The sequence below is a fragment of the Enterococcus sp. 22-H-5-01 genome, from assembly GCF_050310005.1.
GTDB classification, from domain to species: Bacteria; Bacillota; Bacilli; order Lactobacillales; family Enterococcaceae; genus Enterococcus_A; species Enterococcus_A hailinensis.
Genome location: NZ_CP189993.1, coordinates 215,172 through 229,722 on the forward strand (window position 1 = coordinate 215,172; position 14,551 = coordinate 229,722).

General features: G+C 34.7%; 15 protein-coding genes. 13 read left to right on the plus strand and 2 right to left on the minus strand.

Features of this window, described 5'->3' with window-relative positions:
• Positions 1–89 precede the first annotated feature (89 nt).
• The 10 genes from ACQKTA_RS01095 (at position 90) to ACQKTA_RS01140 (ending at position 9,886) form a co-directional block, all read left to right on the plus strand.
• Entirely contained in the window at positions 90–1,235 is a 1,146-nt protein-coding gene (locus ACQKTA_RS01095; RefSeq protein WP_427813885.1) for a glycosyltransferase, read from the plus strand.
• A complete protein-coding gene (locus ACQKTA_RS01100) occupies positions 1,228–2,757 on the plus strand; it encodes a lipopolysaccharide biosynthesis protein (protein ID WP_427813886.1) in 1,530 nt (509 codons plus the stop codon). The genes ACQKTA_RS01095 and ACQKTA_RS01100 overlap by 8 nt, the downstream gene beginning before the upstream one ends.
• Before the next feature lie 786 nt (positions 2,758–3,543).
• On the plus strand, positions 3,544–4,686 hold the full coding sequence (mltG, locus tag ACQKTA_RS01105) for an endolytic transglycosylase MltG (protein WP_332581614.1): 1,143 nt from the start codon (positions 3,544–3,546) through the stop codon (positions 4,684–4,686).
• A gap of 96 nt (positions 4,687–4,782) precedes the next feature.
• Entirely contained in the window at positions 4,783–5,262 is a 480-nt protein-coding gene (greA, locus tag ACQKTA_RS01110; protein WP_427813887.1) for a transcription elongation factor GreA, read from the plus strand.
• Positions 5,263–5,392: 130 nt separating this feature from the next.
• Positions 5,393–6,115 carry a cell wall-active antibiotics response protein LiaF gene (gene liaF / locus ACQKTA_RS01115; RefSeq protein WP_427813888.1) on the plus strand — a complete coding sequence of 241 codons (723 nt, stop codon included), beginning with the start codon at positions 5,393–5,395 and terminating at the stop codon, positions 6,113–6,115.
• Positions 6,112–7,176, plus strand: a complete 1,065-nt coding sequence (locus tag ACQKTA_RS01120) for a sensor histidine kinase (protein ID WP_427813889.1) — start codon at positions 6,112–6,114, stop codon at positions 7,174–7,176. Before liaF ends, ACQKTA_RS01120 begins: the two co-directional genes overlap by 4 nt.
• Before the next feature lie 58 nt (positions 7,177–7,234).
• Positions 7,235–7,867, plus strand: coding sequence for a response regulator transcription factor (locus ACQKTA_RS01125; protein WP_332581609.1), 633 nt, complete (start codon positions 7,235–7,237; stop codon positions 7,865–7,867).
• Positions 7,868–7,976: 109 nt separating this feature from the next.
• A complete protein-coding gene (locus ACQKTA_RS01130) occupies positions 7,977–8,642 on the plus strand; it encodes a potassium channel family protein (protein WP_071858233.1) in 666 nt (221 codons plus the stop codon).
• A 10-nt stretch (positions 8,643–8,652) separates the two neighbouring features.
• Positions 8,653–8,940, plus strand: a complete 288-nt coding sequence (locus ACQKTA_RS01135) for a HesB/YadR/YfhF family protein (protein ID WP_407856672.1) — start codon at positions 8,653–8,655, stop codon at positions 8,938–8,940.
• A 13-nt stretch (positions 8,941–8,953) separates the two neighbouring features.
• Positions 8,954–9,886, plus strand: coding sequence for a glycosyltransferase family 2 protein (locus ACQKTA_RS01140; protein WP_427813890.1), 933 nt, complete (start codon positions 8,954–8,956; stop codon positions 9,884–9,886).
• A gap of 11 nt (positions 9,887–9,897) precedes the next feature.
• Here the strand turns inward: ACQKTA_RS01140 and ACQKTA_RS01145 are convergent, their stop codons facing one another.
• Both ACQKTA_RS01145 and ACQKTA_RS01150 read right to left on the minus strand, forming a co-directional pair.
• The gene (locus ACQKTA_RS01145) at positions 9,898–10,845 is read right to left on the minus strand and encodes a phosphoglycerate dehydrogenase (RefSeq protein WP_427813891.1); all 948 of its coding nucleotides are present in this window, start codon (positions 10,843–10,845) and stop codon (positions 9,898–9,900) included.
• 83 nt (positions 10,846–10,928) lie between these two features.
• The gene (locus ACQKTA_RS01150; RefSeq protein WP_427813892.1) at positions 10,929–11,744 is read right to left on the minus strand and encodes a DUF1189 domain-containing protein; all 816 of its coding nucleotides are present in this window, start codon (positions 11,742–11,744) and stop codon (positions 10,929–10,931) included.
• Positions 11,745–11,905: 161 nt separating this feature from the next.
• On the opposite strand from ACQKTA_RS01150, the gene ACQKTA_RS01155 reads away from it, so the two are divergent.
• The 3 genes from ACQKTA_RS01155 to ACQKTA_RS01165 all read left to right on the plus strand — a co-directional run bounded on the left by ACQKTA_RS01155 (position 11,906) and on the right by ACQKTA_RS01165 (position 14,528).
• Positions 11,906–12,373: a GtrA family protein gene (locus ACQKTA_RS01155; protein WP_427813893.1), complete on the plus strand. Its 468-nt coding sequence runs from the start codon at positions 11,906–11,908 to the stop codon at positions 12,371–12,373.
• A gap of 71 nt (positions 12,374–12,444) precedes the next feature.
• Entirely contained in the window at positions 12,445–13,053 is a 609-nt protein-coding gene (locus tag ACQKTA_RS01160; RefSeq protein ID WP_427813894.1) for a superoxide dismutase, read from the plus strand.
• Positions 13,054–13,280: 227 nt separating this feature from the next.
• Positions 13,281–14,528, plus strand: a complete 1,248-nt coding sequence (locus tag ACQKTA_RS01165) for an LCP family protein (RefSeq protein ID WP_427813895.1) — start codon at positions 13,281–13,283, stop codon at positions 14,526–14,528.
• The last annotated feature ends 23 nt before the right edge of the window (positions 14,529–14,551 follow it).

Here is a 14,551-nt window from a genome sequence, read left to right on the forward strand (position 1 = left end):
AATAGTTCAATACTTGAAAATATTATATAAATTCAATATAGTAAAGAATATTTTTGTAAATAAGTTATTTTTAGAAGGAATGATTAAATTTGAAAAAAAAATGGGTTACTATTTTTCCAAGATGTGAAAATATACATATTACTAAAGATGTTGGTGTAATTCCAGGGCTTATAAGTGAGCAATATAAAGATTATGATTGCTTCATAGTAAGTTGGAAAAATGGTCAATATCCTGATGAGAAAAAATTTTTTCCAAAATTGAAACACAAATTTATAAATAAATATTTTTTTACTCATTGGAATCGATATTTTGAGGCAATTTCAGAATTATTAAGTGTTGCTTTATACATTTTTAAAGAAGGAAAAGCAATTGATGTAGTTCATTTTTTTCATCTAAGGTGGTATACTTCAATTCTTATTGTTCTTTTTAAGAAGATTAATCCAAATGGAAAAGTATATTTGAAATTAGATATAGCAGAATCAATACTAGAACTTCAAGTATCTTCAAAAATTTTACCCATCATTCCACTAAGATATGAGAAAGTTTTAAGCAAAACGGACTTTATTAGTATAGAAACAAAAATGTTATCTGAGGAATTAACCGATTTATGGAAGAAAAAGGTATTATATATTCCTAATGGCTACTTTCCGTACAATCATGCAAAAATAGAATCATCTCAAAAATCAAAAAGTATTATCCATGTTTCTAGAATGGGAACATATCAAAAAAATACTGAATTTCTTCTCAAAGGAATTGTGAAAAATCAAAAAGTTTTATTTGAAAAAAATTGGAAAATTTTATTAGTTGGTGAAATGAGTGATTCAATAAAAGTAAAATTAAGTAATTTATATAATGAACATCCTTTATTGAAAGATATAATTGAAGTCATTGGAGAAGTAAAAGATAAAAATAAGCTTTGGAAATTGTATAGTGAGTCAAGAATATTTATTCTTACTTCAAGATATGAAAGTTTTGGAATAGTATTAGTTGAAGCCCTGTCTGCAGGAAATCAAATTTTAACTAGTAATATAATTTCAGCAAATGATATAGTTGCTGATAAGCGAAATGGTATGATTTATGAAGGTGAGGATATATCTGATTTTTCAATAAAATTGATTCAGCTTATTAATAATAGTAATTGGGAAGAAGATAGCGAATATGTACAATCATTTGCTCAAAAAAATTTCCACTATCCAATAATTATAAAGAAATTAATGAGGGAAATAGATGAATAATAATTATACAAAATTTGCATTAAGAAATTCTTTTGTCGGAGCAACAGTCTTTATACTTCAAATGATTGTAGGGTTTATCACAAGGTATTTTTTTATTCAGTTTTTAGGCGTAGAAATTCTTGGATTGAATGGATTATTTACTAATGTTTTAATGATTCTGTCTTTAGCAGAACTAGGTATTGGACCTGCACTAGTTTACTCGCTATATAAGCCATTATCTTTAAAAGATAATGAGACCACAATCAGTTTAATGGCATTCTATAAAAAAATATACAGTATAATCGGTATAATTATTGGCGTTTTAGGTGTTATTTTTATCCCTTTTTTACATTTAATTTTAAAAAATAATCAAAATATTGATGGTATCTATTTATACTATATTTTATTCCTCCTAAATACTGTCGTTTCCTATTTTTTCACGTACAAAAGGAGTATAATCATTGCCGATCAAAACAATTATATCGTAACCCTAAATGATTTTTTCTTTTGGATCTTATTTGAAGTTGTTGGTACGTTTATATTGTTCTATTATAGAAATTATGCTTTTTACCTCGTTTTTCAGGTTTTATGTACAATAGTAGGAAACATTTCTATTTCTATAAAGGCAGACAAAGAGTATCCTTTCTTAAAAAAATTAAAATCAAGTAATAAACAATTACCTGAAAATTTAATAGATGAAATTAAAAAAAATACATTAGGACAATTTTCAAATAAAATTGGTTATATGGTAGTTACTGGAACAGATAATATCCTAATTTCAATATTTATTGGATTGACTAAAGTTGGTTTATATAACAATTATTCTTTAATTATAGCATCTTTAAATGCGTTGGTTAATCAGGTAACGGGCTCTATTACTGCAACAATAGGAAATTTTAAAATAAGTAGTAGCGATGAAGAAGGAATAAATGTTTTTAAGATACACATTTTTTTGTGTTATAGTATTGCTTATTTTTTTAGCGCTTTTTTGTTGGTTTTAATTAATCCTTTCATTGATATTTGGATAGGTCATAGTTTCCGCTTAGGATTCATGACAGTTTTTATTATGGTAATCAATTTTGCTGTAGGTGTAACAAGAAAGAGCTCCCTTTCATTTATTGATGCATATGGTTTAGCTTGGTTTCAAAGACATAAATCAATTGTTGAAGCGGTATTAAATTTAGCTTTTTCTCTATTTTTTGTTGGGGTAATGGATTTAGGACTTAATGGAATATTATTTGGTACATTACTTTCAAGTATCCTTGTTCCGTGCTGGTATGAGCCATATGTTTTATTTAAATATGGCTTTAACAAAGGCTTTAATCAGTACTTAAGAACATTACCTAAAAACCTATTGTTACTAGTCAGCTCTATAGTAATTTCTTTATTAATTTCTAATTATTTTAAAGGAAATTTGGGGATTCTGTATTTTGTAGTAAGGATTTTAGTTACCTCAGGAATAATTTTACCTATTTATGTTCTTCAAAGTTTCCATCGTCCAGAGTTTAAGGCTCTTACTAAAGTTATAAAAAGGAAATTTTAATGATGTAATTAGAAGTGTGGGATTACTATATAAATTAAATGGTTTAAAAAATATAGAAATAGGCATACTATTTTTATTGTGTAATAAACAGTAAGAACTTTATATATTTCCTTAACTAAATAAATTTTACATTTCACTCCTCTTTTATTTCATGTATAATGGTTAAAGTTATGACATGAGGTAAGGAGGAGTTGTTTTTTGTCTGAGGATCAAAACCAACACTCGGAAGACGGGTCTTTTAAAGAGCAGATTATGCGTGCTTTAGAAGAAGGCCGGAAAAATCGTGAAGTTGAGCCGACAAAGAAAACGACTGCTAGTAGTGGACGTTTGGATAAAGAAAATAAAAGCGAGAATGATGAAGAATTAGCATCCTCATACGAGCGTTTATTTGGTAAGAGACAAACTAAAAATGAAAAGCCAAAAATTGAAACAGTAAAAAAGGAAATCATAGGGCCTTCAACACCTATTGAAGAGAAAAGGGCTATTCCACCGGTAATTAAGCAAGTAGCGAAGACTGAAGCTAATAAAGAATCCGTGGAAGAAAAAATCGAGCCTTCAAAAAGCGTTGAAAATGAGCCGGTAATTGAAGCCAAACCGAGACTATCAAAGGGAAAGAAAGAGAAAAAAGTAGCTTCTCGTTCTTCAAATGCCAAAAAGTCTAATAAAGATAGTTCAAAAAAAATTACTGAAGCTGAAACGAAGCAGCCTATTATAAAGGAACATGAACAGAGAGAAGAACCTTCTATTTTTACGCGAATTGGTGAGAAATTCGATGAGCTTCATCGGATGGATACTGAATTTGAAGGGGATTTAAGTGAGGAGAGTAACTTGAAACGAGCAGAACGTCGCAAAGAAGATCGGGTCGTCCATAAGATTGTTTATGTTTTGACTATCGGTATTTTGATTGTAGCAGGGATTTTGGCAATTTCTGGTTATAATTATGTGAATGCCGGGTTGAAACCTTTGGATAAAAACGACAAAAAATTAGTTCAGGTCGAGGTGCCAAGCGGTTCATCAAATCGTCAAATTGGAGATATCTTGGAAGATGGCGATGTCATTCGAGATGGAATGATTTTTAACTTCTATACGAAATTTAAAAATCTAACCAATTTTCAAGCAGGTTATTATCAGTTTTCACCTAATATGACGCTTGATCAAATCAGCAAAGAGCTTCAAGAAGGCGGAAGTGCCGAACCATTGGACGATGCTTCTAAGGTAACAATTCCTGAAGGTTATGATATTGATCAAATCGCTACTTTAGTCGCTAAGAAAACAGATTTCAAAAAAGCTGATTTCATTAAATTGATGAAAGATGATAAATTCTTTGAAGAATTGAAAACGACTTATCCAGATTTATTGACGGATGCAGGTAACGCAAAAGATGTTCGTTATCGTTTAGAAGGGTATCTATTCCCAGCAACGTATAATGTTCATAAGAGCCGTAGTTTAGAAGATCTAGTGACTCAAATGGTCGATACAACCAACCAAGTGATGTCTCAATACTACAGTCAAATAAAAGAAAAAGGCATGGATGTGCAAGAAGTGATGACACTGGCTTCCCTAGTTGAAAAAGAAGGGGTCACTGAGTCTGATCGTAAAAATATCGCACAAGTCTTCTTTAATCGAATTGATTCAGGTATGGCATTGCAATCAGATATTTCGATTCTTTATGCGCTAGGCGAACATAAAGAAGTTGTAACGATCAAAGACACGCAAGTAGATTCGCCGTACAACTTGTATGTGAATACTGGTTATGGGCCGGGTCCATTTGATAATCCGAGTCAAGAAGCAATCTCGGCAGTCTTGAATCCAACCGATAATGACTACGTGTATTTCGTAGCAGATATCTCAACTGGAAAAGTCTATTATGCTAAGACATATGAAGAACATATGGAATTGGTTGAAAAATATGTCAATAAAGGGCAATAAATAATTTACAATACAATCATTACGTGGTAATCTTTTGTGGATTAAATCTATAAAAGATTACCTTTCGTAATTTTGTTGACTGAAGGAGAAGAAAAAATGGTAGAAAAAACGTATCCAATGACATTAGAAGGAAAAGCTAAATTAGAACAAGAATTAGAAGAATTAAAAACAGTAAAACGTGGCGAAATTATTGAACGTATCAAAATCGCTCGTAGTTTTGGCGACTTATCAGAAAACTCTGAGTACGAATCAGCAAAAGATGAACAAGCTTTTGTCGAAGGTCGTATCAATACATTAGAAAGCATGATTCGTTTCGCACAAATCATTGATACAGATAATGTTGACTCTGACGAAATCTCAATTGGTAAAACGGTTACTTTTGTTGAATTGCCAGATGAAGAAGAAGAAGAGTATACAATCGTAGGGAAAGCAGAAGCTGATCCTTTCTCAGGTAAGATTTCCAATGACTCGCCGATCGCCCAAGCGTTGATTGGAAAGAGCGTAGGCGATGTCGTATCGATCGCTACTCCAGGCGGAAGCATGGAAGTTAAAATCACAAAAGTTTCACAAAGCTAAAAATTCTAAGAGGCGCTGGTCGCCTCTTTTCTTTTAGCCTTTTTTACGGTTGCGACTTAAGACCGATAGCATTGCGAATCAAAAAACAGTAAAATAGGAATTACATAAAAGTAGGTAGGGGGAAGATGACTTGAAAAGTCCATGGCGCTTTTTTTTCGTGGTAGAGGCTTTGCTGGCAATTTTTTTATTATGGCAATTATCTTCTAATCCAGCAATGTTAATCATGCTTCTCTTCGGTGGTTTGAATATTTATTTTGCACTACGAAAACAGGGTCAACGTAAATTTCAGTTGATTTTAGGCTTAGTTATCGTGATCATTTGTCTAGTCAATAGTCCAGCTACTTGGCTGATGCTGGTTTTTGCAGTTTTATTTTTAGGATTAAAGGGATTTGAACTGGCAGGCATCTCTATGCCAAATCATTCTTTGAAAAATAAAAAAAGCATTGTGATGGTCGATAGCACAGAACCCAGCGAACACAATGGAGAGCGGAAACGACAGAGTTGGATTGGAAATGAACGTATCGGTACGCAAGTATTTGAATGGGATGATATCAATATCTCGATTCTAGCTGGAGATACCCTGGTTGATTTAGGAAATACGCTATTGCCAAAAGAAGACAATATCGTAATCGTCCGCAAGGGATTTGGGCGGACACGTATCTTAGTTCCTTATGGTGTAGGCTTAGTTTTAGAACATGCGACCTTATATGGTAAAGTAGATTTTGATGATGAACAATATGCCTTACGCAATGAATCGCTAAAAATATACAGCGAAGATTATGATGGAAGTCAACGACGATTGAAGATCATCACCAATACTTTAGTCGGAGATATTGAGGTGATTCGTGTATGACTGGAAAATATTCGCGCATACAGATTGCATTATATTCGGGCTTGATTTCTTTTTTACTGATTTTAAGTACGTTATTTCTTTATATGTATGCTATTGGAAAAAGGGGATTATTCGGTCAGCTGTTCGGGGCACGAATATTTTATATTCCGTTGTTTATTCATATTTTGATTTTATCGCTAACTGTCTGTGCCGTCGTTTATTTTTTAGTAGCATTTTTAGAAAAGCGTCAGTTAGGGAAAATCGAAAAAAAACTGCAAAGTTTGGCAGCTGGAAATTATGAGCAAGCCTTTTTAGATACACCCATTTCGCAAAATAAAGAAATGTTGTTGGTGGATCATGATATCAAGCGTATCAAAGAGAAATTAATTACGACGTCTCGTGATCTGCAACAATTGAGCAGTCAACCGCAAATGATCGATGGAACAACGAAGGAAAAAATTTTGGAAGAAGAGCGACACCGTTTAGCGAGAGAATTGCATGATTCAGTCTCTCAACAGCTGTTTGCTGCGATGATGATGATGTCGGCATTAAATGAACAGTCGCAATATTCAGAGGAACTAGAGCCGTATAAGAAGCAGTTAGCGATGGTCGCAGATATCATCAATGCTGCTCAATCTGAGATGCGAGCCTTACTCTTGCATTTACGCCCAATCAGTTTAGAAGGAAAAAGTCTGCGTCAAGGAATCGAGCAATTATTAAAGGAATTACAGACAAAAATCCAAATACAGCTAAAATGGGATATCCAAGACATTTCTGTAGCTTCTAGTGTTGAAGATCAGTTGTTCAGGGTCGTTCAAGAGTTGTTGTCTAATACATTGCGGCACGCGAAAGCCAACGAGCTAGAAGTTTATCTAAAAATTGTCGGGCAAAATGTTTTATTACGGATCATTGATGACGGTGTTGGTTTTGAAGCTAAGGATGAACATGCAGGAAGTTATGGATTGAGAAATATTCGTGAACGGATCGCCAGCGTTGGCGGTACTACTAAAATCATTAGTTTTAAAGGACAAGGAACCAGCGTAGAAATCAAAGTCCCCGTTGTAAACACGGTAAATTTATAAATGGATTTATCAAGAATGAAATCAAAGAAAATTTATTCATGTTGCTAGGAGGTAAGCAATGATTCGAGTGTTGTTAGTAGATGATCATGAAATGGTGCGTTTAGGTGTATCTTCTTACTTATCGATCCAAAAAGATATCGAAGTAATAGGTGAAGCAGAAAACGGAGCCCAAGGATATGAAAAAGCATTAGCATTACGCCCTGATGTGATCCTAATGGATTTAGTGATGGAAGTAATGGATGGGATAGAATCTACCAAAAAAATATTGAAAGATTGGCCAGAGGCAAAAATATTGATTGTGACCAGCTTTATCGATGACGAGAAAGTTTATCCGGCAATCGAGGCCGGCGCATCAGGCTATCTATTGAAAACTTCAACCGCTCATGAAATCGCTGATGCGATTCGTGCGACCTATCAAGGTGAGCGGGTATTGGAACCTGAAGTAACGACTAAAATGATGGATCAACTATCGAATCGTCACCGTCACGTATTGCATGAGGAATTGACTAATCGTGAACAAGAGATTCTGTTGCTGATTGCTCAAGGGATGAGCAATCAAGAAATTGCGGATGAATTATTCATTACCTTAAAAACTGTCAAAACACATGTTTCAAATATTTTAGCGAAACTAGAAGTTGAGGATCGTACACAAGCAGCTATCTATGCCTTTAAACACGGGTTAATAAAATAGAGAGGTCATCTCTGTTTTATTAACCCGCTCTTTGTTATACTGAGATTTATAGTTGTTGTTCATTTAAAGTAATCATTTGATTTCACTAGTTTAAAAATAAGGAGCTATCATGAAACAAAATTTTGCAATTATTGGATTAGGGAGGTTCGGTGGAAGTATTTGCCGGACATTGATTGAGTCTGGTCAGGAAGTTTTAGCGGTTGATAGTAATGAAGATCGAGTAAATGAATATATGAATATTGCCACGCATGCTGTAGTTGCGAATGCGCAAGATGAAATGACGTTGCGCTCGTTAGGGATTAGAAATTTTGATCATGTGATCGTAGCAATCGGAGAAGACATTCAAGCAAGCATTTTGGTCACACTGATGGTCAAAGAAATGGGCGTACCTGATATCGTAGCTAAAGCTCAGAATGAATACCATGCTCGTGTTTTAGAAAAGATCGGGGCAGACCGTGTCGTTCACCCTGAACGTGACATGGGTCAACGCTTGGCGCATAATTTAGTTTCAAAAAATATTTTGGATTATCTAGAATTATCAGACGAGTTTTCGTTAGCTGAGATCAATGTAACGAATCGTAAATTTTATGGTAAAACATTGAATGAATTAGATTTCCGCCGGCGATTTGGTTTGAATGTCGTAGCGATTCGGCGGGATAAACAGGATCCAATCGTTACACCTGGAGCAGAAGAAGTGGTACAAAAAGACGATCATCTAGTGGTGATCGGTCGTGATGAAGATGTAGACTACTTAGACGAAAAAATGAATGGATAGGTGAAGATAAATGAAATTGACGATCACTCCAAAAGCGCAAGACTGGTTCAAAAAAGAAATGGAACCAACAGCTGGTCAAGGCATTAAGTTTTATGGGAAAGTTTATGGTAAAACACAGGTTCATGATGGTTTTTCGGTAGGATTGGCAGTTGATACACCAGAAAAAACGCTCGTTGAAGAAACAATCGGTGGCCAATTATTCTTTATTGAAGAATCAGATGAATGGTTTTTCAAGGGTTATGATTTAGAAGTAGACTATGATGAAGAGTTAGATGAACCAAAGTATAAGTTTAATTAGGAAGTGAATTTGGATGTTGTCAGTAATTGTTCCCTGTTTTAATGAAGAAGAAGCAATCCCATTGTTTTTTACAGAAATGGAAAAAGTAAAAAGAACGGTCTTCCATGAGTTTGAATATATTTTTATTAATGATGGTTCCAGCGATCAAACTCTAGAAGTCTTACGTAAATTAGCAGCTCAATATAATTATGTTCGCTATATTTCTTTTTCACGTAACTTTGGAAAAGAGGCGGCTTTGTATGCCGGACTACAAGCGTCTAAAGGTGAGTTAGTAACGGTAATGGATGTGGATCTTCAAGATCCGCCTGAGCTTTTACCGCAAATGATTGATTTGATCGAAACCTCCGATATCGACTGCGTTGGAACCCGCCGTTCTGATCGAGCAGGGGAACCGCCGGTTCGTAGTTTCTTTGCTAAGAAGTTTTATCAATTGATCAATCACATCAGTGATACTGAAATGGTTGATGGTGCACGAGACTACCGTCTAATGACTCGTCAAGTGGTCGATGCCGTTTTAGAATTAACGGAACACAATCGCTTTTCTAAAGGACTATTTAGTTGGGTAGGATTTAAAACAGAATATATTTCATTTGAAAACAGGGAGCGCGCTGCAGGTGAGACATCATGGTCATTTTGGAAACTTTTTAATTATTCGATCGATGGCATTGTCAATTTTTCAGATGTACCGTTGAGTATCGCCTCATTTGTTGGTGGCTTTTCTTGTATCGCCTCTGGCATTGCGATGATTTTCATCATCATACGGGCACTGATATTCAGTGATCCAACAGCGGGATGGCCATCATTAGTAACAATTATTTTATTTATCGGTGGCGTTCAATTATTAGGGATCGGGATCATCGGAAAATATATTGGGAAGATTTTTATGGAGACTAAAAATAGGCCCGTATACATTGTAAAAGAGACAGAAAAAAAGTTGAAGCGATAGCTTCAACTTTTTTAATAGCCATTTTTTAAATTTACTTGATTGATAGTCAGTGCATCTTTTTCAAGATAACTTTTTAGATTCGCTAAAAAAATCTTCATAAATTTATTTTGAAAATCTACAGTGAGTCCTGAAATATGTGGGGTGATCAATAAGTTTTCAATTTCCCATAATGGACTATCTTTTGGTAGTGGTTCTTCTTCAAATACATCTAAAGCAGCAAAAGCAATTTGCTTATTCGATAATGCTGTTGCTAGTTCTTTAGTGTGGACAGTATTACCGCGACCGACATTCACGAACATCGCAGAGGATTTCATTTGATCAAACACATCACTATTAAAAATATGATAGGTATCTGCCGTACCAGGTAAAATACCGACTACGATATCCATCTCAGTCACAATTTTAGTGAGATTTTTTATTGAATAGGTTTCAATAAAGCCTTCAGCAGAATGACCAGTAGTATTGATGCCATAAACATTTACACCCAAACTACGAATGGATTTTGATAACTGCTGACCGATATGTCCGGTTCCGACAACTAATAAATTTTTTCCAGCTAATTGATCGTAATGAACAAAATCAGTAACCCATTCTTTTTTATTCTGATATTTGATCGCTTGATTTAGACCACGATAATAACTCAATAAAGTACCAATGATATGTTCACTAATGGATAGTGCATGGATTCCGCTGCCATTTGAAAGTAAGATATCATTCTCTGAGAATTGTTTTAAAGGCAAAGAATCGACACCCGCTGAAATTGATTGGACCCATTTTAATTGTTTACTAGCCAACAAAGAATCATTAAACTTTTTTGGCCAACCGACCGAGATTTCAACCTGCGCTACTTCATCATTAGAAAGAGTTGTCTGAACGAGATAATCAGGAGCAAGTGCTTGGATTTTTTTTAAGAATTCTGTTCGGAATTCTCGCTGTAAAAAAATAATTGGTTTTGCCATAAAATTCCCCTCATTTCAATTTGAATCTTGGTTCTATTTTAACAAACTAAGTTAAAAAAAACTGCTTACGAAATCGTAAGCAGTTATTTTGTCGGTAATTCAATTCGTGGGAAAAAGGTCGTGACTCTAAAAAAGATAAATAAACTAATAAATGTAATCAAGAGACTGACATCAAACGCTGGTTGAAATAGTGAAATCAGCGTTGCAATAATCGTCGGTATCGTTGCACAGTAAACGATCGTTTTGAAAGATTCAAAAAAGGTGATCCGACGCAATCTTAGTTTAGCTACGATGGTTCCGGCAATCCCAGCAACCAGCAAAGTAACAAATAAATTAATGAAGGATGGATATAATCCAGCAATCAACATTACTAGCGGTGTCCAAGCTGGAATTTCTAGGTCTTCCAATCCGGATTTTAGTTTCTCACTAGTCAAGCTTTTCAGAGGTTCTTGCTTATAAGAAAAGGTTAGGACATTGTCCCCGAACATTGTGGAACTGATACCACCGTAGTCGGGTAAAACGACGACAGCTTTACTTTTAAGCAGTCCTACACTAAAGTAATTGCCGACTAAATCTTTTTCTACATCTTTTTGACTACGTTTGCCAGCGGGATCAAAAGTGAAGATAATCGAGTCGGTTTGATAAATAAATCCTTGATCGTTTGATTCAGTTTTTATTTGGCCATCTTCAATCTCAAAATCAGGTACTTTTTGAACAATTTTTAAACTATCGGTTTTTATTTGAGTCATTACTTGTAAGGCCTGATAAACGGTGGGGATAGCTAACAGAACACTCAAACCAATTAAGTAGACGATTGATTTCCAGAAGGGGGTACTTCTAGCTTGGCTAAGATCTTCAAAACGAAACAAAGATCCTTTAAATAATTGACGAAAAGTCATGTGATCGCTCCAATCTATATATCCAAATGTCATTGTAGCGAAGTAAGATTGAAATAACAAGATGAAGGATAAAAAACTAAAAAGAAATCAAGAAAGAATTGACTACGATTCAAAGCTTCGTTATCTTACTAAGTGAGAGCTTAAATAGAAAGAGTGGGCATATGAAAATTTATCAAGGATTCAAACACTATTTAATTGAAAAAAAACTCTGGGAAGTTTTTATTTATTTATTTTTTGGCGGTTTGGCCACAGTTGTCAATATCGTCACTTTTTTGTTAGCGTACCAAGGATTTCATCTCAGCTGGCCGATTTCCAATACGATTTCATGGATCTGTTCAGTTCTATTTGCCTTTGTAACCAATAAAATTTGGGTGTTCCAATCAAAAACAGAAGGTGTCGGCGCACTGATCTGGGAATTTAGTAAATTTTTAGTTGCCCGCATCATTTCCTATGGAATGGATATGGCGTGTATGTATTTATTGATCGATATGCTGCATACCGGAAATTTGATTGCTAAGGTTATTACGCAGGTAGTGGTCGTAATTGCCAATTATTTCTTTAGTAAAGTTTTTATTTTTAAAAAAGTTGAACTGTTTGAAGAAGAGAAAACGGATTCTTCTCCGCGCTAAGCATATTTTTTGAAGAAGTATGGATTGTTTGATACAGTCTTTATGTAAGATACTTAAGGAGGAATTAAACAATGGCTTATACTTTACCCGATTTACCTTATGGTTACGATACATTAGAACCTTCTATCGATACTGAAACGATGCACTTGCATCATGATAAACATCATAATACGTATGTAACAAATTTAAATGCAGCAATCGAAAAACATCCAGAATTAGGGGAACAATCAATTGAAGAATTAGTCAGCAATTTGAATGACGTTCCTGAAGATATCAAAACTGCTGTCCGCAACAATGGTGGCGGTCATGCAAATCATAGTTTCTTCTGGAAAATTTTAGCTCCTAATGCGGGTGGCGAGCCAACAGGAGAAATCAAAACAGCGATTGATGAAGCCTTTGGTAGTTTTGAAAAAATGAAAGAAGAATTTAAGACAGCTGCAACCGGCCGTTTTGGTTCTGGTTGGGCATGGTTAGTACTGAACGATGGAAAGCTTGAAATCACATCGACTGCTAATCAAGACAGCCCATTGACTGAGGGCAAAACACCAATCATTGGATTAGATGTTTGGGAACATGCTTACTATTTAAAATATAAAAATGTTCGTCCAGATTACATCGCGGCTTTCTGGGATGTAATCAATTGGGATCAAGCAAACAAAAATTTAGCGGACGCTAAATAATTAGTTTTTTTTGAAGCAAGACTGTTTTTCAGTCTTGCTTTTTTTGTCTAATTTTTAAAAGCTTCCTAAAATATTCATATTTGTATGGTATAAATCAATTTTATAGGGTAATTTTAAATTAATACTTTTTAAATATAGAATATTAACTTAATATTTATCGGAGTTAGTTGTGCGAAGAATTGAGTTATGAGAAAATAGAATATAAAAATTGCTGATAGAGGTGTAGCATGAGTCGCGGAAAAAAAATAGTTGTCGGAATCTTGATTGTATTAAATTTATTTGTCGGCGGGATCACTTACTACGCGGTCCAAGTAACGAATGACGCGAGTAAAATGGTCGACAGTATAAGTAGTAATACAAAACGAAAAAGTACTAAGCGAAGCAATACAACAAAACCCAATATAGACAATACAGAACCGTTTTCGATTTTATTAGCGGGTGTCGATACTGGTGATTTAGGGCGGACAGAACAAGGCCGCTCTGACAGTATGATGGTAGTGACGATCAATCCTAAGAAAAAGACATCAACGATTGTCAGCCTCGATCGTGATATTTTAACTAAGATCGTTGGTTATGGAACGAATGATAAATTAAACCATGCCTATGCTTTTGGTGGTGTTGATATGTCGATGGATACGATCGAAAATCTATTGGATATTCCGTTGGATCACTATGTATCGATCAACATGAAAGGGTTGAAAGACCTGATCGATGCTGTTGGCGGGATTGAAGTTAACAATAAAATTGATTTTACGTTAGATGGTATTCATGTGAAAAAAGGAAAACAAACATTAAATGGTGAGACAGGATTGGCCTATGCTCGGATGAGACACGAGGACCCTGAAGGCGATGTTGGACGTCAAAAACGCCAACGTGAAGTAGTAACTAAAATATTAAAAAAAGCAATGTCGATCAATGGTGTAGGTAACTATAAGAAAATTTTAAAAGCTGTTGAAAAAAATATGACGACCGATTTATCTTGGGATGACATGTTAGACATCGGAACGAATTATCTTTCTGCCTTTGATACGATCAAACAAAAACAATTAGTTGGTCAAAGTGAGATGATCGATGATATCTATTATCAAATTTTAGGAACAAATGAATTATTAGATATCCAGAATACTTTGAAGAAACAATTAGGGATTGCGACAGCAACAACTTTACCTAATCTGTCAGAAACAGATACTGATACCTTATTCTATGATGATTCTGATGGTAAAGCTAGCGACGATACCAGTCAGTATGCACCAGGTTACGATAATGCCAATAATTATAGTACTAGCGGTAATACGTATGATAACTCAGGGACAACGGACAATGGCTATCAAGATTACAGTGATCCGACTACGCAAAATGATCAGGGATATACGAATGATCAAGGCTATGGCGGCGCGACAGACCAAAATGCTGATACTACTAATCAGCAAAATAATACGTATGACGCTTATGGACAACCAGCTGCAGGTTACTAATATAAAAAAGACGTGTCTGATTT